Raw genomic sequence first — 24982 nt, 5'->3', positions numbered from 1 at the left:
AGCCATGCCTTCGTGTCCTAGAAATTATCCTTTTTACAATTGGGTGCCCAAACCGATAGGTATTATTATTCTGCTGTTCTTTTTCCTGCCGATTCTTTCGGTGGGCGGGGTATACTCCGTGAACAGTACCGAGATGATGAGCGGCTTGGGTATTATTTCCGAGCATATTCAGTTTGCCAATTTTGTGACTTCCATCGGTATGGCGGCATTTGCTCCCTTCTTGTATGAACTAGTTTGTATACGACGGGAGAAACTGATGTGTATCGCAGGTTTTGCACTGATGTATGTATTCAGCTATGTATGTGCCAAAACCGACAGTATCTTTTTGCTGGCACTCTGCAGCCTGCTGACAGGGTTCCTGCGTATGGTACTGATGATGGTCAATCTGTTTACGCTGATCAAATATGCTTTTGGCATGGAGGCAACGCGTAATATTACTCCCGGCATGGAACCGAAAGACGCGACGGGATGGAATAAACTGGATATCGAAAAATGTGTCAGCCAGCCGGTAGTTTATCTGTTTTTTATGATCCTGGGGCAAATGGGTACGGCGCTAACGGCTTGGCTGGCTTTCGAATACGAATGGAAATATGTATATTATTTTATGATGGGTATTCTGCTGCTGTCCATTCTGATACTGTTCATTACGATGCCTAATCATGGTTTTGCCGGACGTTTCCCTATCAACTTCCGCAAATTCGGCAATGTGACCGCATTTTGCATATCATTGACGTGCATCACTTATGTGCTGGTTTATGGCAAGGTGCTGGATTGGTATGATGATCCATCTATTTGCTGGGCAACGGCGATCAGTATCCTTTTTGCCGGGATTTTTCTTTATATGGATGTTACCCGGCGGTCTTCCTACTTTATTTTGGGGGCGTTGAGGCTGCGTACCATTCGTATGGGGGCTTTGCTTTATTTATTGCTGATGATTATCAATTCCAGCGCAATGTTTGTCAATGTGTATGCAGGAGTCGGGATGCACCTGGATAATTTGCAGAATGCATCGCTGGCAAACTGGTGTATGGTCGGTTATTTTATCGGTGCCTTGATTTCCATTGTATTGGGGTCTAAAGGGGTGCATCTGAAATATCTTTTTGCTCTTGGCTTTTTCTTTCTGGCATTGTCGGCAGGATTCATGTACTTCGAAGTGCAGACAGCCGGACTTTACGAACGAATGAAGTATCCCGTAATTATTCGTACCATCGGAATGATGATTTTATATGCATTGACGGCAGCATATGCCAATCAGCGGATGCCTTTCAAATATCTTTCGACCTGGATTTGCATCATGCTTACCGTCCGTATGGTACTGGGACCGGGTATCGGAGGGGCTATTTATTCAAATGTACTGCAGGAGCGCCAGCAACATTATATTACCCGTTATGCACAAAATGTTGATCTGGTAAACCCCGAAGCTTCTGCTTCGTATACCAATACCGTGCAGGGAATGCAATATCAGGGAAAGAGTGAAACGGAAGCGCATAACATGGCTGCCATGTCCGTCAAGGGGCGGATACAGGTGCAGGCTACGCTCTCTGCTGTGAAAGAAATGGCAGGGTGGACTATTTATGCAGGCGTTATTTGTATGATTTTTGTGCTCGTAGTGCCTTATCCCAAACGAAAATTGCTAACTTAGTATCGTTTTTCAATAGTAATTTATCAGTGAGTCAGTGTTATGGATACTCAGCAGGAACGTTTATTACAGCTTGACCGCGATCTGAAAAGCGGGAAGAATATATGCAGTTCGGGAGGTGTGCTCAGTTGTTTTCCATCTTCTTTAAAAGAACCTTTTCTGATGCAGGGGCTTGGTTTGATTGTCTGCCGGCAAGGTAGTTTCCAGTTTTCTCTTGATAATAAGTGCGCTTCTGCCAAGGCGGGTGAGACCTTGTTTATTCATGAGGAATCTTGGGTTCAAGTGCTTCAGGAGACCGAAGATGTGGAAATTCTTATTCTTGCCTATCAGATAGAACCGATACGTGACATTATCGGCAACTCCGTGGTTTCCATGTATATGTATTCGAAACTTACTCCGGAACTCTCTTGTGTATGGAATACCGGCGAGGAAGATGAGATTATGAAGTATATGTCTTTGATAGACAGTGTGCTGGAAATGGAGGAGAGTGTGTTTAGCCTTTATGAGCAGAAACTCCTTCTGCTGGCACTGACCTATCGTATTTGTTCGGTCTATAACCGTAAATTGATTAGTGCCGGACAGGAAACGGGCGGGCGGAAAAATGAGATATTTGTCCGTCTCATCCAGTTGATAGAGCAATATTATATGCAGGAAAGGAGTGTGGAATTCTATGCGGATAAACTCTGTTTGTCTCCGAAATACCTTTCGGCTCTTTCCAAAAGCATCTGTGGGTATACGGTGCAGGAACTTGTATTCAAGGCGATTATCCGTAAGTGTATCTCTTTGTTGAAGAATACGCAAAAAAATATTCAGGAGATTTCCAATGAATTCGGCTTCCCCAATGCTTCTTATTTTGGCACATTCTTCAAGAAGCAAATGGGGATGTCGCCGCAGCAATATCGAAGGAATCTTTAATCGATATTACTCTTTTTCTCCATAAGCCAGATCGCCTGCGTCGCCCAGCCCCGGTACAATATAGGAATGTTCATTGATTTCAGGATCGATGGCAGCACACCAAATGGTTGTTTTGTCTTCGGGAAATACGCTCTTGATATGATCGATTGCATGTTGGCTGGCAATGATCGAAGCTACGTGAATTTCGGCGGGATGGCCTTTGGTAAGCATGGCCTGATAACTCAGTTCCATACTGCCGCCTGTAGCCAGCATCGGATCGGTGATAATCAGCGTTTTGTCGTCAATACGCGGAGATGCGATATATTCTATATGTATATCAAATTTCAGGGTATCTTTATATTTTCGATAGGCGGACACAAATGCATTTTCTGCTCCGTCGAAATAGCTTAGGAAGCCTTGGTGAAAAGGAAGGCCGGCGCGGAGAATGGTGCTGATGACAAGCTGGTTGTCCGGTGTGCTGACGGGAGCAATGCCCAGTGGTGTCCGGATGTTTTTTACTGAGTATCGGAACTCTTTGCTCATTTCGTAAGCCATGATTTCTCCGATCCGTTCAATGTTACGGCGGAAACGTAGGCGGTCATTCTGAACTTCTACATTTCTGATTTCGGATATGTACTGGTTTAGAATCGAATTTGTTTGGCTAAAATCAATTACTTTCATATTATAGTTTAATCATAATTTAATCTCATTTTCATCGTATTGAGAACGTTCTGGCTTGCAAAGTAAACGATAATCTTTCAAATTGCAATATTCAGTTTGCAGATATTGTTAGGAATTTATAAAAGAGATTCAATTAGGGAAAAATTTCTCTAATCCCTTCTTCCTTTTCAAAGAAAGTATTACTTTTGTACCCGGATTTACAAGGAGGCACCCAAAGCTCCTCATGTTCAGGTGAAAAGAGATAATAAAACGAAATACCAATTTTAATTAATTCAAAAAAAATGGCAAATTTAGATTTAAGCAAGTACGGTATCACAGGTGTGACCGAGATTGTGCACAATCCGTCTTATGACGTTTTGTTCGCTGAAGAAACAAAACCAGGTTTGGAAGGTTTTGAAAAAGGCCAGGTAACTAACATGGGCGCTGTAAACGTAATGACTGGCGTTTATACAGGACGTTCTCCTAAAGATAAATTCTTCGTAAAAGACGAAACCAGCGAAAATACAGTATGGTGGACTTCTGAAGAATACAAAAACGACAACAAACCAGTTGACGCTAAATGTTGGGCAGCTGTGAAAGATTTGGCAACTAAAGAACTTTCTAACAAAAGACTGTTCGTTGTTGACGCTTTCTGCGGAGCTAACGAAAACTCTCGCTTGAAACTGCGCTTCATCATGGAAGTAGCATGGCAAGCTCACTTCGTAACAAACATGTTCATCCGTCCGACAGCTGAAGAACTGGCTAACTTCGGTGAACCTGATTTCGTTATCATGAACGCTTCTAAAGCTAAAGTTGAAAACTACAAAGAACTGGGCTTGAACTCGGAAACTGCAGTTGTATTCAACTTGACTGAAAAGATCCAGGTTATCCTGAATACTTGGTACGGTGGTGAAATGAAGAAAGGTATGTTCTCTTACATGAACTACTTATTGCCTTTGAACGGTATGGCTTCTATGCACTGCTCTGCTAACACTGATAAAGAAGGCAAGAGCTCAGCTATCTTCTTCGGTCTGTCAGGTACAGGTAAGACTACTTTGTCTACTGACCCGAAACGTTTGTTGATCGGTGATGACGAACACGGATGGGATGACGAAGGTGTATTCAACTTCGAAGGTGGTTGCTACGCTAAAGTTATCAACTTGGATAAAGAAAGCGAACCGGACATCTGGAATGCTATCAAACGCGATGCTTTGTTGGAAAACTGTACAGTTAACGCTGAAGGCGAAATCAACTTCGCTGACAAGTCAGTAACTGAAAACACTCGTGTTTCTTATCCTATCTATCACATCGAAAACATCGTTAAACCAGTGTCTAAAGGTCCTCACGCTAAACAAGTTATCTTCTTGTCAGCTGACGCATTCGGTGTATTGCCTCCGGTATCTATCCTGAACGCAGAACAAACTAAATATTACTTCTTGTCTGGTTTTACAGCTAAATTGGCTGGTACAGAACGTGGTATCACTGAACCGACTCCGACATTCTCGGCTTGTTTCGGTGCTGCTTTCTTGTCACTGCACCCAACTAAATACGGTGAAGAACTGGTGAAGAAGATGGAAAAAACTGGTGCTAAGGCATATTTGGTTAACACTGGTTGGAATGGTACTGGCAAACGTATCTCTATCAAAGATACTCGTGGTATCATCGACGCTATCCTTGACGGTTCTATCGACAAAGCTCCTACTAAGGTTATGCCTTACTTCGACTTTGTTGTTCCTACAGAACTTCCGGGTGTTGATCCGAAGATCCTTGACCCACGCGACACTTACGAATGTGCTTGCCAATGGGAAGAAAAAGCAAAAGATTTGGCTGGACGTTTCATCAAGAACTTCGCTAAATTTACAGGTAACGAAGCTGGTAAGGCTTTAGTTGCTGCTGGTCCGAAACTCTAAGCCTTTTAGGCAATAGATATGTAATGCAAAATGTGGGCGGTTCCGAAAGGAGCCGCCTTTTTTTGTTTATATGAAGGTGATTTTGTATCTTTGTTAATCTGAATTATGTTCGATAAAACGCTGACAAATACATGATTATTACTTATTTGAAACTCTTTTGTACATTCGCAAAAATCGGCATGTTTACCATTGGCGGAGGATATGCCATGATTCCCTTGATAGAGCGGGAAATAGTCAAGAGAAAATGGATGAGCAAGGAAGAATTTATGGAAATGTTTGCCTTGACTCAATCGTTGCCCGGAGTTTTTGCGGTAAATATATCCATTTTCGTGGGATATAAACTTCATAAGGTCAGCGGAAGTCTGGTTTGTGCGTTGGCGACTATTCTCCCTTCATTCGTCATTATGATGTTGATTGCCATGTTCTTTGCCCGTTTTCAGGACAATGAGGTGATGATTCGTATCTTTAACGGGATACGTCCGGCTGTAGTGGCGCTGATTTTGTTTCCTTGTATATCTGCGGTCAGAGCTTTGCATTTGAAGTATGTGCAACTGATAGCTCCTGTGATTGCCACAGTACTGATCTGGCAATTCGGGCTTTCTCCTATTTATGTGGTATTGGCGGGGATTTCCGGTGGATTAGTGTATACTCTGTGGTTGAAAAATAAGATTAAAGATATAAAGGCATGATATATTTACAGTTACTTTGGGTGTATCTGAAGATAGGTACGTTTGGTTTCGGAGGTGGTTATGCGATGCTTTCGTTGATTCAGCATGAAATTGTAGATCTCCACCATTGGCTGACTCCCCAACAATTTACGGATGTGGTGGCAATTTCGCAGATGACTCCGGGGCCGATTGGAATTAATAGTGCTACTTATGTGGGCTATGCAGTGACACACAGTGTATGGGGAGCGGTACTTGCTACCGTAGCGGTGTGTCTGCCCTCTTTTATTCTCGTATTGCTCATTTCCTATTTCTTTGCGAAATGCAAGGATAATAAATACATAAAAGCAGCGATGTCCGGCTTGCTTCCCATGTCAGTGGCATTGATTGCCTCGGCTGCCTTGTTGATGATGAACAGGGAGAATTTTATTGATTATAAAAGTATAGGAATCTTTGCTGGGGCATTCCTTATCACCTGGAAATGGGATTTGCATCCTATTCTGCTGATTTGTCTGGCAGGTCTGGTGGGGGTGATCTTGTATTAAAAAAACTTTTTATAAAGCTAGGGTTGGCTACTGGATCGTAAAGAAGTTGCTTAATATGCATGAACTGGAAATAGAAAAAGCCCGCTAAATAAAATCCGGCGGGCTTTCTGCATTATCTCGGGCTATTGCTTATGATTTGTTCGCGCGTTTACGCTCGATTTCGTCCAGAATGACTTTGCGCATACGCATTGCTTTCGGAGTTACCTCTACGTATTCATCTTCTTTGATGTATTCCAATGCCTCTTCGAGTGAGAACTGAACAGGCGGAATCAGACGAACTTTGTCATCAGATCCGGAAGCACGCATGTTGGTAAGCTTTTTGGATTTTGTAACGTTGATAACCAGATCGTTGTCATGGGAGTGTTCTCCTACTACCTGGCCTGCATATACTTCGTCCTGCGGGAAGATGAAGAACTTACCGCGATCCTGCAATTTATCGATGGCATAGGCAAAAGCAGTTCCGCTTTCCATTGCGATCATGGAACCATTGGTACGGCGTTCGATTTCTCCCTTGTGCGGCTGATATTCTTTAAAACGGTGTGCCATGATAGCTTCACCGGCAGAAGCAGTCAGTACGTTGGTACGAAGACCGATGATACCACGTGAAGGCATGTCAAATTCAAGGTTGATACGTTCGCCCGTATTTTCCATCTTCACCATTTCACCTTTGCGGCGGGTAACCATATCGATAATCTTGCTTGAATATTCTTCCGGTACGTTGATTGTCAGTTCTTCGATCGGTTCGCACTTGACGCCGTCGATTTCTTTAAAGATAACCTGTGGCTGACCTACCTGCAGTTCGTATCCTTCACGACGCATGGTCTCGATCAATACAGAAAGGTGAAGTACGCCACGGCCGGAAACAATCCATTTGCCGTCTTCCTCACTCTTTCTTACACGGAGTGCTAGATTCTTATCAAGTTCTTTCATCAGACGGTCGTGGATGTGGCGTGAAGTCACGAACTTACCGTCTTTTCCGAAGAACGGAGAGTCATTGATGGCAAATAGCATGCTCATCGTCGGCTCGTCGATAGCGATTGGCGGTAATGCTTCCGGATTTTCGAAATCGCAGACTGTATCTCCGATCTCAAAACCCTCGATACCTACCAATGCACAGATATCTCCTGATGAAACTTCGTTTGTTTTTACACGTCCCAAACCTTCAAATACATGAAGCTCTTTAATTTTAGATTTGAACATATCGCCATTACGTTTTACCAGCGTGATGTTCATTCCTTCTTTCAAGGTACCGCGATGTACGCGACCTACGGCAATACGACCGGTATAAGAAGAATAATCCAGAGAAGTAATCAGCATCTGCGGAGTACCTTCCAGTTGTTCGGGAGCAGGAATATTTTCAATAATACAATCCAGTAGCGGGGTAATGGTATCTGTCGGCTTTTGCCAGTCTGTGCTCATCCAGTTATTTTTGGCGGAACCGTAAATAACGGGGAAGTCCAGTTGGTCTTCTGTTGCGTTGAGGCTGAACATCAGGTCGAAAACCATTTCGTAAACTTCTTCAGGGCGGCAGTTAGGCTTATCTACCTTATTTACTACCACGATTGGTTTCAAACCGATTTCCAGTGCCTTCTGAAGTACGAAACGTGTTTGGGGCATCGGACCTTCGAAAGCGTCGACTAACAGAATGCAGCCATCTGCCATATTCAATACGCGTTCTACTTCACCACCGAAGTCGCTGTGTCCCGGAGTATCAATGATGTTAATTTTAGTACCGTTGTAATTGATGGATACATTTTTAGAAAGGATCGTTATACCACGTTCACGTTCCAGGTCGTTGTTATCCAGGATAAGTTCACCACTATTTTGATTGCTGCGGAATAGATTTCCGGCCAGCAACATCTTGTCAACCAGCGTTGTTTTCCCATGATCAACATGGGCAATGATTGCAATGTTTCGAATATTTTGCATATAATACCTATTATTTGGCTGCAAAGGTACGAAAATAGGATTAGAAATAAATGCAATAGCCCCATTTTTTTCTTGTAAAACGTTGTGAGATATAAAGATAATGTCTATCTTTGCACGCTCAAAAGAATAATTTACTATATCAAAATTTTAAAAATTATGTATTTAGACGCAGCTGAAAAGCAAGAAATCTTTGGAAAGTACGGGAAGTCTAACTCTGATACTGGCTCAACTGAAGCGCAGATAGCTTTGTTTTCCTACCGTATTTCTCACCTGACTGAGCACATGAAGCTCAACAGAAAAGATTATAGTACAGAGAGAGCTTTAACAATGTTGGTAGCTAAACGTCGTCGTTTGCTGAATTACCTGAAGGACAAAGATATCACAAGATATCGTTCTATTGTTAAAGAACTTGGTTTGCGTAAGTAATCTACTTGCCGCGAAAAGATTAAAAACCGTTTCTCACATTGAGAAACGGTTTTTTTATTGGCTTTCAATGAAGGATTAGTATTTTATGCTGTGCACATTGATTGCAGCCGGCTGTCCGTTGTATAGTGCTTCACAACTAATTGTCAGGAATGTAGACGAGTTCGCATTATTACAGCGAATGATGGCTACTCCATTTTCGTCGGTGGTAACTTTAGGGTTCCAATAGATTGTACGGCGGTGGTCATTGCCTTGTCCTTTACTGATATCCGGGTAATAGGGTGAATAAAATTCAATGGGTTGGGAGTAACCTTGGATCTGTGTGTTTCGGATACCACGTGATTGGTACTTCTTTTCCGGGTCCCAATTGTCGATGGTAGTGATATAGCAAATTGCAAATAGATTTCCCGGTTGATTATAGGGAGTTGTGTTGTTCAGATAACTTTTGAGAGCTTTTTCTTCAAAGGGAGAGAGTCTGGAAGTTTCCATGTGATTTTTTAGACTTTCGTCGCTCAGGTGATAAGCGCTGTCCTCATCAATTCCGGCACTTGCTGTCGTGCCGTCGCAAATCATAACAGATTTTATCGCATCGATATTTTTATCTATAAAAAGCTCCCGATCAAATGTTGAGTAAAGAACTCCATTTATGACGCATAGTATATAATGATTCTTGTATTTCATGGTTATAAATGGTGGATCTCCCTTCCACTTAGACTTCACTTGAATATTGGGATTTAATGTGGTCATTAGCCAAGGGAAATAGTCCATGAATTTTCCTTCATCGCGCATTCGATCCAGTTCCTTAGGGATATCATAATAAGCTCTTACAGATTGCTCGAAAGCTAGAATTTTTTTGTATTTCGTACGTTTGGCTTTAATCGTTACCTGATCCAACAAATGAGTGTCGTGTCCCATAATTGAATCTAGATAAAGAGAGTCGGAGAGACTGCTCCACCAACTGAGTCCGCTAATATCTTCCCATTTAGGATGTAGCTCTTCGTAAGCGTATTTGCGTAGTTCGGGTGTAAAGTTACGGAAAAGTGATATGTTTGTTTTCCGGTTCAGCTTTTTTCCTTTACGGCGAGTTTGAATAGCCGCACTCATGGAACCATTGAAGGCATCCATTGGAATGTGGAAGAATCCCAAAGAGTCTGTGACCGTAGTACCTGCTGCTGATATCGTATCTCTCCGGGCAATGACGCTTACAGAGATATCTTTTTGCTCTTTGTTTCTCAGAAAAGATGTTACCTGCCCATGCAGAGTCAGTCTCGTTTCCGGCAGATAGATTGGTATTTCTGGAGTGGCACTGATGGCTTGGCTTATATCATATTTTCTCCATCCGTGAATCATCAACAGATTATCTAATGCCACTCTTCGTCTGGGAGAATTGTTTGCGAAATAATATCCAGGTTGATGAATGTATCCTTTCAGATCTGATGTAAGTAAAAGGTCTGTGTAAATTGTCTGATCGAACCGTTGGAAGTCTGATTTTAAAGCATCCCGGACCGCTACGGAGAAATGTCCTTGTATTGGTTGACCTGTATGGTCTTTCATTGAGATATGATACTCAATTGGTTCAAAAGGATAGTATAATGCATTGGTGGATGTGGCTGTTAATTGTAAAGATGGAGAAGGCATTACATAGCAAAAGCGCTCGCATAACGTTGCCCCATTGCTATTCATTAAAGAGAGTTGTATGACTCCTCTCGGCAATCCCTGAGTGGATAACGGGAGATGATATACTGTTTGATCTTTAAAATCAATGGTCTGATACATGAGCGGACGTCCTTGATGTGATATGAATAAAGCCAGTGTATCTTTGAGACTTGTCGAATTTCTGAGAACTTTGATGACTAATGCTTTTTCTTTAGACGCCACATTTAGCACATATCCTTGGGGTAAAGCCTTCGGTAGCTGAAATGAGTATTTTTTATCTTGATAGGTCACTACAGCTTTGGCTTGTTTGTCTGTAGGGGTGTATGTAAAGCATCCCATACCGTCGTGGAGAGTTGTAAATTGTGTAAGTTCTACATCATCTGGCCCATAAACAGTTCCTGAAATGCCTACTGTACCTTCTTCTTTACTTGTCGCTTCGAATGCAACGACTGAAGGCACTCCCTCTACTAATTGTCCACCTTCCGGGAAGAATCGAATCATGAAATCTTTTTCTTTTGAACGCGGACGTTGCTTCATAGATTCATCCATTCGGTAAGTGATGATGCTCCGGTTTTCGTCTACTTCGCTTCTCCGTTTTCTATATACAGGGATCGTACGCGAGAAATATTGCTTTTCACTGAATGCCAACATCCACTTCGTATAGGCCCTAATCTCATAAAAACCGGAGAATAAGGCTTTGGTCAGTATGAATTGCCCTTCTCCTTCTCCATCCCGCAACTGTATGATTTGTCGGTCGCTAGTATTTCCCAGTTGGTCTAATAGTTCTACATAAAGTGGGGTACTGATTGGGCTAGGCTGGTTTTGCTCGGCCGTTACTACGTATGCCTTATACCATATTGTGTCTCCGATGTAGTAACTGGTGTTGTCCAAGTGCAGATAGGCTTTCTCGCGTGGATATGCATCAGCGTAGGCTTGTGAACGGGCAAAGTAAGTTGCGAATATAGAATCCGCAACTTGCTGGCTATGGATTTGCACGGCTATACTTGATAGGAGGCAGAAAATGATGATTATGGAGCGTATTCTCATTGTATTTTGAGTGATCAGTAATTTGAAGGTAGGGGAACGTCGAGTGTTAGCATAACTATACTTGTTGGATTCTCTCTTTACTACTTGTGAATTGATTGTGTGTGTTCATAAGCTATATATTTAGAGGTTTAACAATAACTACTTATGATTTTACAAGAAAAGAAAAAATAATGATAATATGAAAATTCCGAGTTTAATTAGTGTTAATCTCCAGACTATATAATCACTTTATTCATTTTATAGGGGAGTAGGTGAAAAGAGATATATTACTGGAGATATTTTAGGATTATAATTGTGTTCATCTAAAGATTTTGCTATTTTTGCAACCAAATTATTCTAATTTATCACCTTTGCTAACTAAAAAACTTTCAATATGGATACGAGTAAGATTGTTGGAGAGAAAATTAAAGCGCTCCGGGAAGATAAATCAATAAGTATAGAGGAATTGGCACAGCGTTCGGGTTTGGCTATCGAGCAGATCGAACGAATTGAAAATAACATCGATATACCGTCTCTTGCACCGCTGATTAAAATAGCGCGTGTGCTGGGGGTACGTCTGGGCACTTTCCTGGATGATCAGGATGAAATCGGGCCTGTGGTATGCCGTAAAAAAGAGGCTAAAGATGCCATCAGCTTTTCCAATAATGCGATTCATTCACGCAAGCACATGGAATATCATTCATTGTCTAAATCGAAAGCGGATCGTCACATGGAGCCGTTTATCATTGACGTGATGCCGACAGAGGACAGCGACTTTGTGCTTTCTTCGCATGAAGGAGAAGAGTTTATCATGGTTATGGAAGGGGTTATGGAAATCAGCTATGGTAAGAATACCTATTTGCTGGAAGAAGGTGATAGTATTTACTATGACTCCATCGTTCCTCATCATGTACATGCTTACGAAGGGCAGGCTGCTAAAATATTGGCTGTAGTCTACACTCCGATTTAATAAAATCTGATACCAAATATTAAGAATAATCGCATGCAATTATTTGAACGTACTCTTGGGCAATGGCTGGAACATTGGGCTGAAGAGACTCCCGATAAGGAATATATCGTTTATTCCGACCGTAATCTTCGTTTTACATGGAGCCAGCTAAACCAGCGTGTGGATGATATGGCGAAAGGACTGATCGCTGTTGGTGTGGAACGTGGTACTCATGTCGGTATTTGGGCGGCGAACGTGCCCGATTGGCTGACATTGCTGTATGCTTGTGCCAAGATTGGTGCGGTATACGTCACGGTGAATACGAATTATAAGCAGGCCGAGCTGGAGTATCTTTGCCAGAATTCCGATATGCATACACTTTGTATCGTCAATGGTGAAAAGGACAGTGATTTTGTGCAAATGACGTATACGATGCTTCCTGAACTGAAAACCTGCGAACGCGGTCATTTGAAGAGTGAACGCTTTCCGTATATGAAGAATGTGATATACGTCGGTCAGGAGAAACATCGGGGAATGTATAATACTGCGGAAATCTTGCTGCTAGGGAATAATGTGGAAGATGATCGCCTGACTGAACTTAAAAGTAAAGTGGACTGTCATGATGTGGTAAATATGCAATATACATCAGGAACTACCGGTTTCCCGAAAGGAGTGATGCTGACTCATTATAATATTGCCAACAACGGTTTTCTGACCGGCGAACACATGAAGTTTACGGCGGATGACAAACTCTGTTGTTGTGTGCCGCTATTCCATTGTTTTGGAGTGGTGTTGGCTACGATGAACTGTCTGACTCATGGGTGTACACAGGTGATGGTAGAGCGGTTTGATCCGTTGGTCGTGTTGGCTTCCATTCATAAAGAACGCTGTACGGCTCTTTACGGAGTGCCTACGATGTTTATTGCCGAGTTGCATCATCCGATGTTCGACTTGTTTGATATGTCTTGTCTGCGTACCGGTATAATGGCAGGTTCGTTGTGTCCGGTTGAACTGATGAAACAGGTAGAAGAAAAGATGTACATGAAGGTTACCAGTGTATACGGACTGACTGAAGCCGCTCCCGGTATGACCGCTACCCGCATCGATGATTCGTTTGATGTACGTTGTAATACGGTAGGACGCGACTTTGAATTTACAGAAGTCAGAGTGATTGATCCTGAAACCGGCGAAGAATGTCCGGTAGGCGTACAAGGCGAAATGTGCAATCGTGGATATAATACGATGAAAGGGTATTATAAGAATCCGGAAGCTACGGCTGAAGTGATTGATAAAGATAACTTCCTGCATTCGGGCGACTTAGGCATTAAAGATGAGGACGGAAATTACCGGATCACAGGACGTATCAAGGATATGATTATTCGTGGTGGTGAAAATATCTATCCACGTGAAATCGAAGAATTCCTTTATAAACTTGATGGAGTAAAGGATGTTCAGGTAGCAGGGATTCCCTCTAAGAAATATGGTGAAGCGGTTGGTGCTTTTATCATCTTGCAGGAAGGGGTGAAAATGCATGAATCGGACGTTCGTGACTTCTGTAAGAATAAGATTTCCCGTTATAAGATACCGAAATATGTCTTCTTTGTGAAGGAGTTTCCGATGACAGGCAGTGGTAAAATTCAGAAATTCAGACTGAAAGATCTTGGATTGCAGCTTTGTAAGGAGCAGGGGATAGAAATTATTTAAATAAAGAATTAAAAAAGAAGAATGAAGAATTAGCTGCGCTGTATGCTGCATAGCAATTCTTCATTCTTCTTTTTTAGTTCTTCATTCTTAAATGAAATCGTCTCCCAGTTGCATCTGGGCATCATTCACGTATTTGCGGATAGAATGTTCTTCGTCTTTACGGCAGATTAGCAGGACATTGTCCGATTCGGCTATCAGATAGCCTTCCAAGCCATCGATCACGGCGAGCTTTCCTTTGGGGAGTACGATCATATTATCTTTTCCATTATAGATCAAAGAATGACTTTTTAAGGTCACATTGCCTTCCCGGTCTCTTTCTGATAAGTCGTAGAGTGATCCCCATGTGCCCAGGTCAGACCAACCAAAATCGCCTAAAGATACATATACATTGTCCGCTTTTTCCATGATACCGAAGTCAATGGATACATTGGGACATGCGGGAAAGTTTTCTTCAATGAATGCTTTCTCTTTATCTGTAGCATAGATGTTTTTTCCCGGTGCCAGTTTGGATACTAATTCGGGAAGCAGGATTTCTGCAGCTTTAATAATGGTATTGACGTTCCACATAAATAATCCGGAGTTCCAGTAGAATTCACCGCTTTCTACGAATACTTTGGCTAATTCCAGTTCCGGTTTTTCGGTGAATGTCTTTACTTTGTAGAAGCCATCACTGGTTGGTTCGTCAATTTGTATATAGCCATATCCGGTCTCAGGACGGTTGGGCTTGATGCCTAGTGTCAGTAACTTTTCAGAGTGAGAAACGAATTCCAGTCCTTTAATGATTGCCGCACGGAATTCTTCTTCTTTCAAAATCAGATGATCTGAGGGAGCAACGACGATATTCGCATTCGGGTTTAAAGCGCGGATGTGATAGGCAGCCCATGCGATGCATGGAGCGGTATTTCTTCTTGCGGGTTCCAATAAAATCTGTTTCTCATCCAATTCGGGAAGTTGTTCCTTCACCAGATCGGCGTACATTGCATTGGTGACAATAAGAATATTTTCGGTTGGGATTACCTTTTGAAAGCGGTCGAAGGTCTGTTGTAGGAGTGAACGACCGGTTCCGAAGAAGTCAAGAAATTGTTTGGGCAATGTTTTGCGGCTAAACGGCCAGAAGCGGCTACCGATACCACCACCCATAATCACGCAATAATTATCCATGTTTGTCATGATAGTGACTCTATTTTTAAATGTTTTTGCTAATGTACGGTTTATTCTCTAAATACAGAAGCCTTTGGGACATGTTTTATTATTTTTTGCTCCTTTTTTTTCTCAAGCTATTGTGGAATCAAAATATTGTCGTATCTTTGCACCGCAATTGAGAAATCAAGCATGCCCAGATGGCGGAATCGGTAGACGCGCTGGTCTCAAACACCAGTGGATTCACTTCCATCCCGGTTCGACCCCGGGTCTGGGTACGAAGATAAAAGCTAAGTATTGAAAAATCAATCACTTAGCTTTTTCTTTTGCTTGAATTTTCCCCACATTTTCCCCACACGTGCAAAAAATGTAGCAGTAAGCCGTTCCTTTCCATTAGTAAAAGAATAAAATCATATAAATTTTGATTTGTTAAATTATAGAAGTGTTGTTGGTTTTTATAATATTGTTCGTATATTTGCGAACAATATTCGAGATATGGAAGAAAAGAAAGATTATACTGTTACGCAGGAACAGTTGGCAAGATTTGCCAAAGCATTGGGACATCCTGCCCGAATTGCTATTATGCACTTTTTGGCAAAGCAGAAAACGTGTTATTTTGGGGATATTCACGAAGAACTTCCCATTGCCAAAGCAACCGTATCACAGCACTTGAAAGAGTTGAAAGATGCAGGACTTATACAAGGAGAGGTTGAAACGCCTAAAGTGAAATACTGTATCAACCGAGAGAATTGGCAATTGGCTCGTGAACTCTTTAAGGAGTTTTTCGGGCAATGTATCTGTAAATCGGGGGAGTGTTGCTGATAATCCCCTTTTTTTAATATCAATGTTCGTTGTTTTGCGAATTACGTTTAATATAATAAATTTATAAATTATGGAAATTAAAGTATTAGGAACAGGCTGTGCAGGTTGTAAGGCTCTGCATGCAACGGTTGAACAAGTAGTAAAAGAATTAGCTTTGGAAGCGGTAATAACCAAAGAAGAAGATTTGATGAAGATTATGGAATACAATGTAATGACACTTCCTGCCCTCGTTGTTGACGGTAAGGTTGTGGCAAAGGGCAAACTTTCTGCCAAAGAAGTAAAAGATGTATTAACCAAGTAAATCAGATTATGATGAAACGCTTTTTATTCCTTACCATTGCTTGTTTGTTTTCTATTTGTGGAATGGCTCAGATTGCCGCGGATACCTATGTGGAAGTTCTTTATTTTCATGGGAAACAACGTTGTGTAACTTGCAAAGCCATTGAGAAATATACGAAAGAAGTGGTCAATGCAGATTTGGCAGAGTTGGTTAAAAATGGTAAACTACGTTTCAAAGAAGTAGATATTTCAACTCCCGAAGGCGAGAAGTTGGCAGAGAAATATCGTGTAAGTTGGTCTTCTCTTTATGTTAATAAATGGAAGAACGGTAAAGAAGAACGTAACGACATGACACGCTTTGGTTTTCAGAATGCCCGAAACAATACATCGGCTTTCAAGAAAGAATTAAAACAGAAAATCAATCAGTTGCTAAAATAAATACAGTTTTATGGAATACTTGCAAACATGGTTGGATAATAGTGAGATACCTATTATTACCGCTTTTCTGCTCGGTCTGTTGACTGCTGTAAGTCCTTGCCCATTGGCTACCAACATTACCGCTATTGGATTTATCAGTAAGGATATAAATAACCGTAACCGGATATTTACAAATGGTGTTCTATATACTTTAGGGCGTGTATTGGCTTATTCTGCATTAGGCGCAATACTTATCGCAATACTCCGAAAGGGTGCAGATATGTTTGCCATACAAAAAGGTATCAGCGAATGGGGGGAACTGCTGCTTGCTCCTGCTTTGATGTTGATAGGGCTGTTTATGCTATTCGGAGATAAATTGCAATTACCTAAGTTCGGATTTTCCGCTACTGAAAAGACAGAAAAACTAAAAGGCTCATGGGGTAGTTTGTTGTTGGGGATATTGTTTGCCATGGCGTTTTGTCCGACCAGTGGTCTATTTTATTTTGGCATGCTTATTCCCATGTCAGCTATGGAAAGTGAGGGGTATTTGCTACCTGTCATTTTTGCATTGGCAACAGGGCTTCCAGTTATGCTTGTCGCTTGGATTTTGGCATACAGTGTAGCAGGGATAGGAAAGTTTTATAACCGTGTGCAGACTTTTCAGAAGTGGTTTAATAACATGGTAGCTATACTGTTTATTTTGGTTGGCATTTATTATGGATTGATAAATTTGGGTATAATATGAAAATTTTAATTTTATGTACAGGAAATAGCTGTCGCAGCCAAATGGCGCATGGTTTCCTGCAATCGTTTGATAAGAATATACAAGTGTATTCCGCTGGTACGCATCCGGCTGAGAAAGTTAATCCTTTGGCTGTTAAGACAATGGCAGAAGTTGGCATTGATATAAGTAAGCATATTCCTACCAATGTAACTGCTTATTTAAGTGATACATGGGATTATGTGATAACAGTATGCGGTAGTGCTAACGAAACGTGTCCGGCTTTTGAGGGCAATGTAGGGAAACGGTTGCATATTGGTTTTGATGACCCCTCGGAAGTAATAGGGACAACGGACTTCATCAGAAACGAATTTGAAAGAGTGCGTAATGAAATCAAGAATGAATTTGCCAAGTTCTACATTACAGAGATAAAAAAACAAGAACTGCCTAAATGTGCTTGTAACCGCTAATTTTTTAGGTAATATGTTCGTATTATTACAAACAATAATAGGATTATGATACAAAGGTTTGCAGATTGGCTGGTGTATGACATCTTCGGTTTGGATGCTTCAACAGCTTTAGGAGAAGCTATAAACTTCTTCTTTTACGATACGATAAAGATTTTGATATTATTATTTTTTATCAGCGTGATAATGGGAATTATAAATGCTTATTTCCCGATAGAACGTTTGCGCAATTATTTGACCTCTCGTAAACTATATGGATTGCAATATTTCTTTGCAGCCTTATTTGGTGCTATTACCCCGTTCTGTTCCTGTTCTTCCATACCGCTGTTTATCGGATTTGTGAAAGGGGGTATTCCTTTGGGGGTAACATTCGCCTATTTGATAACCTCGCCTTTGGTGAATGAGGTTGCTGTTGCCATGTTTATCGGCACTTTTGGGTTGCGTATTACTTCTATTTATGTGATTAGCGGTATTCTGTTAGGTATGGTAGGTGGATTTATTTTGGGCAAGATGAAATTGGAGCCTTATTTGAGTGATTGGGTAAAACAAATTCAGCAAAACTCAACTTCCGACTCCGGAACATGGGAAAAAGAGCATACTCCGTTCTTTAGACGATTGCCGATTATCATGCAAGAAGCATGGGGCATTGTCAAAGGTGTACTTCTGTATATCCTTATCGGCATCGGTATCGGTGCATTTATGCACGGCTATGTACCGGAAGGATTTTTTGAACAGTATATGTCTAAGGATAATTGGTTTGCAGTTCCTTTATCAGTAGTGTTGGCAGTTCCAATGTATGCCAATGCTGCCGGAATAGTACCGGTAATTGAAGTTTTTGTAGCTAAGGGTATCCCCATAGGAACTGCGCTTGCTTTTATGATGGCAGTTGTTGGGCTGTCATTGCCCGAAGCTACGCTGTTGAAAAAAGTAATGACTTGGCGGTTGATAGGGATATTCTTTGGATTGATAACCTTATTTATCATTATGTTAGGTTATCTGTATAACATGGTATTGTAGTGTAAAAGTGTTGGAGTGTCCCATCTGGTAGAACCGGAACATTTGCTTGATTTTACTCATATCGATTAGTGTACCAGCCATATCTTTGCATTTTACTGTTTTAGGAACGCAAAGGTATCTTGACAAGTGCAAAACGTGAACGGATATGCTCCGGAAAAAGGTAAAATCTATCGTTCTTTTAGTCATATTCATCCAATTTTGAACTCAAATCGGATGAACGGAAACACCGGGAAACGACTTTGTAAAGCTTTATGAGCTATATTTTTCCGTTAGTGATTGGGTGGGGTTGCTCCGGAATATGCAATCTGCCATTGAAACAGTCAATGATGAACTCAAGAATGTATGTCACATAGAACATACCGGGCACAGAAGTATCGATAACTTCGTATCCAATTAGCCACACTTATTGCCTGTCAACTCATGCCTAAGAAGCCAACTATGAATATTGAGATCATTAAAAAAAAGACTTATTGTATAAAAAATAGACCGAATTCAAGTTATTATATAAGAAAAAAGGCACCGCTATACTTAAACAGCGATGCCCCTTTCTTTTTCCCATGTCCGTAAACTTAGGACGTAGGTTTGTTATTCTTTATCCCACCAGATGCGGCCTTCTGTCTTTTCCGTTCCGGAACCGTATTTGGCATCTTTCTTCAAAGCCTCAACGGCAGAAAGATAATTATCCATATTCAAAGAATTGGGAGTTCCCAACGAGTTACGACGCGGAATAATAAGATCTGCTTTGGCATCCTGAATCGTTTCCAGGAACGCTACACCTTCTTCAGGCATCGGTTTGTCTTTGAATTTAGGTAATCCGGTCCGTTTCCAAGTGGCCCACATCTCTTCCGGTTGCATATATAAATTAATCCACTGTTGCGAAATGATCTTTTCCAAAGTGGCAGTCTGGAATTCCGGCCGTTTCAGATATTCGGCAATCTTTTCTTCAGTGATCGGATTAAAGTTAGGAGCTGTTTCGGCTGTTTGAGCAACAACATACATTTTGGCGGCCCAATTTTTATACTGCTCAACAGAAGCCCGTATACCTTCTCGAAACCATGTCGTTGCATCTTTTCCGGCTACTCCCAAGCCTTTTTTAACAGCAATTTCAGCCAGCATAAAACATGTTTCCGGATAAGTCAGGATAGGCGTGAAACAGCCGATTTTGTCTTGGTCTATTTCATAATCCACACTTTCAATGGCACGTGCAGGCATATTGCTGTTACCATTACGGCCACCGTTTTTCACAAAATAGCGACTTTCAGCCTGAGAGTGCATGCGAATTTCCAGATTGGCTTCTGTTCCGTCTTCTTTATGATAGGGCAATGTCAGATATGCGTTCTTATGGAACGTGGTATTGGCGCTGTCCGGATTGGCCGACATGCCGACATAGCGATTAGTGAACGCAGAATATTGAGTGAGATAATCAGGATATTCTTTCTTAAAAGTCTCAAACCATTTATCGTTCTCAGCATTGTTGTTGCCATCGCCGAAACCATTACGACGGACCAAAACAGGCAGACGCGGGTCATTGTACGCATTCAAATAGTTCACAAATGCGGCCGATGCCACATAACGACTGGTAATATCCTGAATATCGTCCGTATTGTTGTTATAGTCATTCGGATGATAATAGATACAAGATTCTCCCTGATTGGAAATGATATTGTCGCTGGATGACAAGACTTCGGAAATGACACTTTCGTAGAAAACAACATCGGCCTTTTCGAGCCGTTGAGCCATCTTTACACGCAACGTATTACCGAATTTTATCCATTTCCGAACATCACCGAAATAGAAGAAATCGCTGTTACCAATGGCATATTGATTCTCATTCGAAGCTTTCAACAGTTCAATGGCCGCCTTTACCTCTGCATCTATCTTTTTATACATCGGAGTACTGCCGTCGATACTTTGCTGATAGAGGTCGTAACGAGGCGTACGGATGCCTTCGCCTTGTTCGCGGAAAGCTTCCGTAATAGGAGCAGCTCCGTAAGTGTCAAGTATCAACCATTGTTCGTAGTTCAGCAAAATCTGCGAAATGGCCTTTAAGTCGTTGAAGCGTTCCGCCTCCTGATTCTGAGGAATGGATGAAGTTATAATGTTGGTCAGTCTCAAACCGAATCCACCAAAACCGTCATTATTGGCACTGTAATAAAAGCCATAGGACGGGCTGTACGGTTCGGGATGCTCATTGGGTTTCGACACCGAAACATACGAACCGCTGGAAGCGCCTCCCGCCGCAACCAGATATTGCATATAAATCATGGTTCCGTGATATTTACCGGTAAGGTGATTGCGACTGCAATTATTGAAGTTTTGGGTAGCACCGGTAAACTCGCTACGCGGATCTGTTGCGCTCAATTGTTCCGGATCGGTGTTCAAGTCCTGATATTCGCCCAAACAGCTTATAAGCATGAACACGGAACAAACTCCTGCAAATAAATATTTAAATGTTTTCATATCTTTCAATATAGATGTTTTAGAATCTTACGGTTAAATTAACGGCATAGGTACGATAGAATGGAACACCACCAATATCCATAGGTTGCAACGGGTTATTGTTTGATATGGAGGCCGGGTTCAAACCATCAGTCAATTTGTTGATGATATAACAAATGTTGCGGGCTGTGAAACCGAGACGCAGGTAATTGGCTCCAAACTTCTTACATATCTTCTCAGGCAAACGATAGCCTAAAGTGATTTCACGCAGGCAGAACCAGGTGTTATCCTGAATGGAACCCGGCATGGCAGCCATACCCCAACCGTAATTCCAAGCGTACCAGGCTCCTGTCATGACCGGACGAATGTTCTTCTTTTCAATGGCTTCTTTATAGGTCATACCACCCACATCGACCAATTCACCGGCCGTTCCGTCCGGATTCTGCACCGGAGCTTTGGCTCCTTCGGCAAATACGGCATCCAGCATAAGGCCGTCATACGCCGTTTCGCCTTTATAATTTATACGCTTTATACCGCCATATTCTTGGGCACGTCCTTCCAAAGAGGATTTCAAAGAGCCTGTCGGGGAAGCATATTTCCACATATTGGAGAAGTAATTTCCGCCAAAGCGTCCGTCGCCCTGAATATATAAGTCGAAATTCTTATAAGACAAAGACGTATTCAAGCTCAATGTAAAATCAGGTTCCACTTTACCCAAAATGTGACGGTCGCGATCACCTTTCTCATTACGTTGGTAGTAAGTCACCGGCGAATACATGGATACGGAATGCGGAGAAGCGTATTCCCTTTCATACTGGATAACCATCTTGCCATTGCGCGGGTCACCTTTCTCACCTTGCCATGTAACAATCGGAGACATGTAAGAACTATTCTTGTAGGAAGTCAATACACCGAATTCTCCTCCTTCGTAGGCCCAAATTTCGGGTGCAGCATCATAACCACCCATCAACTGCCACTCTTTCACTTCGTTGTCCAACTCTATTACCTTACCACGGTTCACCGTCAAGTTACCGCCAAGGCTCCAACGCCAATCTTTCGTACGAATGGGAGTGCCTTCAACCTGCAACTCTATACCCTGATTCTGGATATTACCGGCATTGATCAACTTGGAGTTTGCTCCCGATTCCGTTACGGAACCTACCTTCATGATCTGGTTGAATGTATTCGTTTTATAATAAGCGAAGTCAATGTTCAACCGTTCGTTAAAAAAGCGGACATCGAAGCCAAGTTCAATAGACTGCTGAATTTCCGGTTTAAGATCTTCGTTGTATGTAGTTCCCAGATTCGGGGTTGCAGCCAATACCGAACCGCTACGGTCGGGCAGATAAATGTTTTTTTGTTTAAAGATGCCATAGCCATCACTGGTGGCATAGGCTTTCGTTCCCATACCTACACGCGCAAGAGAAGCACGTATCTTACCGAAAGAGAACCACTCGGGCATCTTCTTCCTGAACGTGTCTGTGAATACCCACGAGCCGTTGATTGAAGGATAGAAAACGGAAAAGTTGTTTCTTCCGCTTGTCATGTAAACAGGATAAGTCAAAGTGGACAACCAGTCATTGCGTGCCGTCAATTCCAAGAATACCTGGTCGCGCCAGCTTAAGTTGACGATTCCGTATATACCGAATGTCTGCTGATTACGTGGAGTATAATCGAATTCCGGTTCAATCTTGTTTTTGGAATTGGAGAACGCGAAAACACCCGGAACCACCAGCCCGCCATTGGTCTCTTTTTTCCACGAATGTTTTTCCGTATTACCGTAAAGTTCGGCCGCTGCAATGGCGCTAAACGTAAAATCTTCATTGCCCACTTTGAATGGCTGTTCTGTAAACTGAAGCATTCCCATAAAGTTATAATTGCCCTCCGTGCTTCCGCCACGTCCGTAGCCTCCCGAACCGGAAGGACCGTAATTCGCGCCTGTACCGCACCAACGCTTTTCAGAACTGATGGCATAATAATTATAGTTGGCCTTGATGCTGCTCGTCAGCCACGGTGTTATTTTGGCGCGAAGAATAATGTCGCTCAATAAGGAGTTTTCGTTGCGTTGCTGCAATTGGGTATCCCGGGTATGGAAATAACTGCTCAACGCCCCGAACGTAGCATTAACAACAGCTTTGGTCTCAGGATCCCGATATTGTTGGTAGTGGGCGCCTACATCATAATTGCGAGGCAAGTTGTACGAGGTCATCATACCCACGTTGTTCCCCCAATCCCAACCACCTTGGCTGGCACCGTTCTTGGCGGAAGAAAAAGCATATTTCACACCTAATTCTATGGAGAATACTTTGTTCAATTCAGTATTACCTCTGAAAGCGATGTTGTGACGGGAGAAGTCATTGTTTTTGAATACACCCTTATTGCCGGTATATCCGTAAGAGAGACGGAAAGACGATTTCTCGTTACCTCCATTGACAGCCACATTGGTGGTACTGTTCACACCGGTTTGGTAAAACTCTTTCCAGTTATCTTCATGGGGGACAAAAGGAGTGGATTCTCCATTCGGTAAATATTGGTTAATCATCCGGCCGTCCATTCTGGGGCCCCAACTGTTTGACGTTTTCAACAGAGTACCGTCAGGCCCCAAGTCGCCTTGATAACCGTTGTAAACAACACCGGCTCCGAACACATTCTGCATGTCCACCGGAGATTTATAAACATCCGTCGTTTCAACCGTTTGGTTCACCTCTATTCCCAAACCTTTCTTTCCGAATTTACCGCCTTTTGATACAATCATGATGGCACCGTTGGCACCACGTGAACCAAATAGCGCAGTTGCAGCCGCTCCTTTTAATACAGTGACGCTTTCATAATCGGCAGGATTCAAGTTCTTAAGCTGAGAACCCCAGTCCGTACCGGCCAGATTACCCGTCATAGCTTCTTGAATAATCATGCCATCGACAACAAATATCGGCGAATTATTCTTATCAACAGATTTAGCTCCACGAATAGTAATGGAGGAAGAAGAAGTGATACCGGATGCACCTCCCGCATTGATTTGTACGCCGGCCACTTTACCTTGCAACGCATTTACCGGGTTCAATGCATTGGCTCGTTCAATCTCAGCCGTGGATACACGGGATGTCGCATATCCCACTGATTTAGCCTGTTTGGGCAATCCCAAAGCAGTCACCACCACTTCACCCAGTTGTTGCGAATCTTCTTTCAGTTGCAAACTCAAGCGTTGTTCGCCATTGTATTTCACGCTAAGAGTGGCATAACCGATGTATGACACTTCGATGACATCGCCCACCTTAACACCCGAAAGCGTAAATTCCCCGTTCACATTGGTGATAACTCCGTTCTGCGTACCTTTTACAATAACCGTTGCACCGGCGACCGGACCGAGCTCATCACTCACAAGCCCTTTCACCGTACGTGTTTGCTGAACAACCAACGCCTCACTTGTGTTGGCATAACTAATTGAAGGACAGATGGTTACCCCCCCCGCCAACCACGTTAAGTAAAACAGGGAAATGGAGAGCACTTTAGATAATCTCTTTTTAATCATAGTAAAATTAGATTAGTTTAACATAAAATCACGGATGTAAATATACGACAATATTCGGAGTTTACAAATATCCGATACACCCCATATTGTATCTGTAACAAACATCCGCAATCGTAAGGGAGTCTTTTTCTTCCTATATACCCGAAAACGA

General features: G+C 42.2%; 20 protein-coding genes, 1 tRNA gene and 1 pseudogene. 16 read left to right on the top strand and 6 right to left on the bottom strand.

The features are described from left to right. The first annotated feature begins 4 nt into the window (after nucleotides 1-4). On the top strand, nucleotides 5-1642 hold the full coding sequence (locus NBH01_RS13220) for a hypothetical protein (RefSeq protein ID WP_016268872.1): 1638 nt from the start codon (nucleotides 5-7) through the stop codon (nucleotides 1640-1642). Nucleotides 1643-1681: 39 nt separating this feature from the next. Beyond that, nucleotides 1682-2554 (top strand): helix-turn-helix domain-containing protein, encoded by an 873-nt coding sequence (locus NBH01_RS13215; protein ID WP_008765359.1) that lies wholly within the window; start codon nucleotides 1682-1684, stop codon nucleotides 2552-2554. A 6-nt stretch (nucleotides 2555-2560) separates the two neighbouring features. Here NBH01_RS13215 and upp read toward each other — a convergent pair whose 3' ends face one another. Continuing rightward, nucleotides 2561-3214 carry a uracil phosphoribosyltransferase gene (gene upp / locus NBH01_RS13210; RefSeq protein WP_008761972.1) on the bottom strand — a complete coding sequence of 218 codons (654 nt, stop codon included), beginning with the start codon at nucleotides 3212-3214 and terminating at the stop codon, nucleotides 2561-2563. Nucleotides 3215-3495: 281 nt separating this feature from the next. Here upp and pckA point away from each other — a divergent pair, with 281 nt between their 5' ends. From pckA to NBH01_RS13195, 3 genes are all read left to right on the top strand, one after another. After that, nucleotides 3496-5103, top strand: coding sequence for a phosphoenolpyruvate carboxykinase (ATP) (pckA, locus tag NBH01_RS13205; RefSeq protein ID WP_008761973.1), 1608 nt, complete (start codon nucleotides 3496-3498; stop codon nucleotides 5101-5103). A 131-nt stretch (nucleotides 5104-5234) separates the two neighbouring features. Further along, the gene (locus NBH01_RS13200) at nucleotides 5235-5792 is read left to right on the top strand and encodes a chromate transporter (protein ID WP_011108481.1); all 558 of its coding nucleotides are present in this window, start codon (nucleotides 5235-5237) and stop codon (nucleotides 5790-5792) included. Next, complete coding sequence (locus NBH01_RS13195; protein ID WP_008761975.1) at nucleotides 5789-6313, top strand: chromate transporter; 525 nt, start codon at nucleotides 5789-5791, stop codon at nucleotides 6311-6313. The genes NBH01_RS13200 and NBH01_RS13195 overlap by 4 nt, the downstream gene beginning before the upstream one ends. Nucleotides 6314-6442: 129 nt before the next feature. Here NBH01_RS13195 and typA read toward each other — a convergent pair whose 3' ends face one another. Then, nucleotides 6443-8242 carry a translational GTPase TypA gene (gene typA / locus NBH01_RS13190; RefSeq protein WP_008761977.1) on the bottom strand — a complete coding sequence of 600 codons (1800 nt, stop codon included), beginning with the start codon at nucleotides 8240-8242 and terminating at the stop codon, nucleotides 6443-6445. A gap of 156 nt (nucleotides 8243-8398) precedes the next feature. Here typA and rpsO point away from each other — a divergent pair, with 156 nt between their 5' ends. After that, nucleotides 8399-8668 carry a 30S ribosomal protein S15 gene (gene rpsO / locus NBH01_RS13185; RefSeq protein ID WP_008761978.1) on the top strand — a complete coding sequence of 90 codons (270 nt, stop codon included), beginning with the start codon at nucleotides 8399-8401 and terminating at the stop codon, nucleotides 8666-8668. Between the two features lie 75 nt (nucleotides 8669-8743). Here the strand turns inward: rpsO and NBH01_RS13180 are convergent, their stop codons facing one another. Beyond that, nucleotides 8744-11368 carry a hypothetical protein gene (locus NBH01_RS13180; RefSeq protein WP_234141287.1) on the bottom strand — a complete coding sequence of 875 codons (2625 nt, stop codon included), beginning with the start codon at nucleotides 11366-11368 and terminating at the stop codon, nucleotides 8744-8746. Between the two features lie 373 nt (nucleotides 11369-11741). Here NBH01_RS13180 and NBH01_RS13175 point away from each other — a divergent pair, with 373 nt between their 5' ends. Further along, a complete protein-coding gene (locus tag NBH01_RS13175; RefSeq protein ID WP_008761981.1) occupies nucleotides 11742-12317 on the top strand; it encodes a helix-turn-helix domain-containing protein in 576 nt (191 codons plus the stop codon). Nucleotides 12318-12350: 33 nt separating this feature from the next. After that, on the top strand, nucleotides 12351-14000 hold the full coding sequence (locus tag NBH01_RS13170) for an AMP-binding protein (protein WP_048693374.1): 1650 nt from the start codon (nucleotides 12351-12353) through the stop codon (nucleotides 13998-14000). An 87-nt stretch (nucleotides 14001-14087) separates the two neighbouring features. Here the strand turns inward: NBH01_RS13170 and NBH01_RS13165 are convergent, their stop codons facing one another. Beyond that, nucleotides 14088-15170, bottom strand: coding sequence for a mannose-1-phosphate guanylyltransferase (locus NBH01_RS13165; protein WP_117577896.1), 1083 nt, complete (start codon nucleotides 15168-15170; stop codon nucleotides 14088-14090). Between the two features lie 164 nt (nucleotides 15171-15334). Between NBH01_RS13165 and NBH01_RS13160 the strand changes: the two genes are divergently transcribed. The 8 genes and pseudogenes from NBH01_RS13160 to NBH01_RS26800 all read left to right on the top strand — a co-directional run. Beyond that, nucleotides 15335-15418: transfer RNA gene (locus NBH01_RS13160), tRNA-Leu, on the top strand. 217 nt (nucleotides 15419-15635) lie between these two features. Beyond that, entirely contained in the window at nucleotides 15636-15962 is a 327-nt protein-coding gene (locus tag NBH01_RS13155) for an ArsR/SmtB family transcription factor (RefSeq protein ID WP_025066930.1), read from the top strand. A gap of 70 nt (nucleotides 15963-16032) precedes the next feature. Further along, nucleotides 16033-16263, top strand: coding sequence for a thioredoxin family protein (locus NBH01_RS13150; protein WP_014299564.1), 231 nt, complete (start codon nucleotides 16033-16035; stop codon nucleotides 16261-16263). Between the two features lie 11 nt (nucleotides 16264-16274). Beyond that, nucleotides 16275-16679, top strand: coding sequence for a nitrophenyl compound nitroreductase subunit ArsF family protein (locus NBH01_RS13145; RefSeq protein WP_014299563.1), 405 nt, complete (start codon nucleotides 16275-16277; stop codon nucleotides 16677-16679). Between the two features lie 10 nt (nucleotides 16680-16689). Continuing rightward, nucleotides 16690-17403, top strand: a complete 714-nt coding sequence (locus tag NBH01_RS13140; RefSeq protein ID WP_014299562.1) for an aromatic aminobenezylarsenical efflux permease ArsG family transporter — start codon at nucleotides 16690-16692, stop codon at nucleotides 17401-17403. Continuing rightward, nucleotides 17400-17849 (top strand): arsenate reductase ArsC, encoded by a 450-nt coding sequence (locus NBH01_RS13135; protein WP_014299561.1) that lies wholly within the window; start codon nucleotides 17400-17402, stop codon nucleotides 17847-17849. The genes NBH01_RS13140 and NBH01_RS13135 overlap by 4 nt, the downstream gene beginning before the upstream one ends. 45 nt (nucleotides 17850-17894) lie before the next feature. Continuing rightward, nucleotides 17895-18863, top strand: coding sequence for a permease (locus tag NBH01_RS13130; RefSeq protein WP_014299560.1), 969 nt, complete (start codon nucleotides 17895-17897; stop codon nucleotides 18861-18863). A gap of 304 nt (nucleotides 18864-19167) precedes the next feature. Further along, nucleotides 19168-19257, top strand: a pseudogene (locus NBH01_RS26800) (transposase); the annotation flags it as partial. A gap of 191 nt (nucleotides 19258-19448) precedes the next feature. Here the strand turns inward: NBH01_RS26800 and NBH01_RS13120 are convergent. Further along, on the bottom strand, nucleotides 19449-21323 hold the full coding sequence (locus NBH01_RS13120) for a SusD/RagB family nutrient-binding outer membrane lipoprotein (protein ID WP_041161436.1): 1875 nt from the start codon (nucleotides 21321-21323) through the stop codon (nucleotides 19449-19451). Nucleotides 21324-21342: 19 nt separating this feature from the next. Further along, nucleotides 21343-24831: a SusC/RagA family TonB-linked outer membrane protein gene (locus NBH01_RS13115; protein WP_250700143.1), complete on the bottom strand. Its 3489-nt coding sequence runs from the start codon at nucleotides 24829-24831 to the stop codon at nucleotides 21343-21345. Nucleotides 24832-24982 lie beyond the last annotated feature (151 nt).

Origin of the sequence: Bacteroides sp. B1-V-101 (assembly GCF_023656585.1) — a bacterium.
Classification (GTDB): Bacteria; Bacteroidota; Bacteroidia; order Bacteroidales; family Bacteroidaceae; genus Bacteroides; species Bacteroides thetaiotaomicron.
The sequence above is the reverse complement of the archived record's forward strand: the minus strand, read 5'-3'. Positions and strand labels throughout refer to the sequence as shown.

Coding starts and splice junctions, on each gene's coding strand:
- NBH01_RS13220 (WP_016268872.1), top strand. CDS start 5: ATGCCTTCGTGTCCTAGAAATTATCCTTTTTACAATTGGGTGCCCAAA.
- NBH01_RS13215 (WP_008765359.1), top strand. CDS start 1,682: ATGGATACTCAGCAGGAACGTTTATTACAGCTTGACCGCGATCTGAAA.
- upp (WP_008761972.1), bottom strand. CDS start 3,214: ATGAAAGTAATTGATTTTAGCCAAACAAATTCGATTCTAAACCAGTAC.
- pckA (WP_008761973.1), top strand. CDS start 3,496: ATGGCAAATTTAGATTTAAGCAAGTACGGTATCACAGGTGTGACCGAG.
- NBH01_RS13200 (WP_011108481.1), top strand. CDS start 5,235: ATGATTATTACTTATTTGAAACTCTTTTGTACATTCGCAAAAATCGGC.
- NBH01_RS13195 (WP_008761975.1), top strand. CDS start 5,789: ATGATATATTTACAGTTACTTTGGGTGTATCTGAAGATAGGTACGTTT.
- typA (WP_008761977.1), bottom strand. CDS start 8,242: ATGCAAAATATTCGAAACATTGCAATCATTGCCCATGTTGATCATGGG.
- rpsO (WP_008761978.1), top strand. CDS start 8,399: ATGTATTTAGACGCAGCTGAAAAGCAAGAAATCTTTGGAAAGTACGGG.
- NBH01_RS13180 (WP_234141287.1), bottom strand. CDS start 11,368: ATGAGAATACGCTCCATAATCATCATTTTCTGCCTCCTATCAAGTATA.
- NBH01_RS13175 (WP_008761981.1), top strand. CDS start 11,742: ATGGATACGAGTAAGATTGTTGGAGAGAAAATTAAAGCGCTCCGGGAA.
- NBH01_RS13170 (WP_048693374.1), top strand. CDS start 12,351: ATGCAATTATTTGAACGTACTCTTGGGCAATGGCTGGAACATTGGGCT.
- NBH01_RS13165 (WP_117577896.1), bottom strand. CDS start 15,170: ATGACAAACATGGATAATTATTGCGTGATTATGGGTGGTGGTATCGGT.
- NBH01_RS13155 (WP_025066930.1), top strand. CDS start 15,636: ATGGAAGAAAAGAAAGATTATACTGTTACGCAGGAACAGTTGGCAAGA.
- NBH01_RS13150 (WP_014299564.1), top strand. CDS start 16,033: ATGGAAATTAAAGTATTAGGAACAGGCTGTGCAGGTTGTAAGGCTCTG.
- NBH01_RS13145 (WP_014299563.1), top strand. CDS start 16,275: ATGAAACGCTTTTTATTCCTTACCATTGCTTGTTTGTTTTCTATTTGT.
- NBH01_RS13140 (WP_014299562.1), top strand. CDS start 16,690: ATGGAATACTTGCAAACATGGTTGGATAATAGTGAGATACCTATTATT.
- NBH01_RS13135 (WP_014299561.1), top strand. CDS start 17,400: ATGAAAATTTTAATTTTATGTACAGGAAATAGCTGTCGCAGCCAAATG.
- NBH01_RS13130 (WP_014299560.1), top strand. CDS start 17,895: ATGATACAAAGGTTTGCAGATTGGCTGGTGTATGACATCTTCGGTTTG.
- NBH01_RS13120 (WP_041161436.1), bottom strand. CDS start 21,323: ATGAAAACATTTAAATATTTATTTGCAGGAGTTTGTTCCGTGTTCATG.
- NBH01_RS13115 (WP_250700143.1), bottom strand. CDS start 24,831: ATGATTAAAAAGAGATTATCTAAAGTGCTCTCCATTTCCCTGTTTTAC.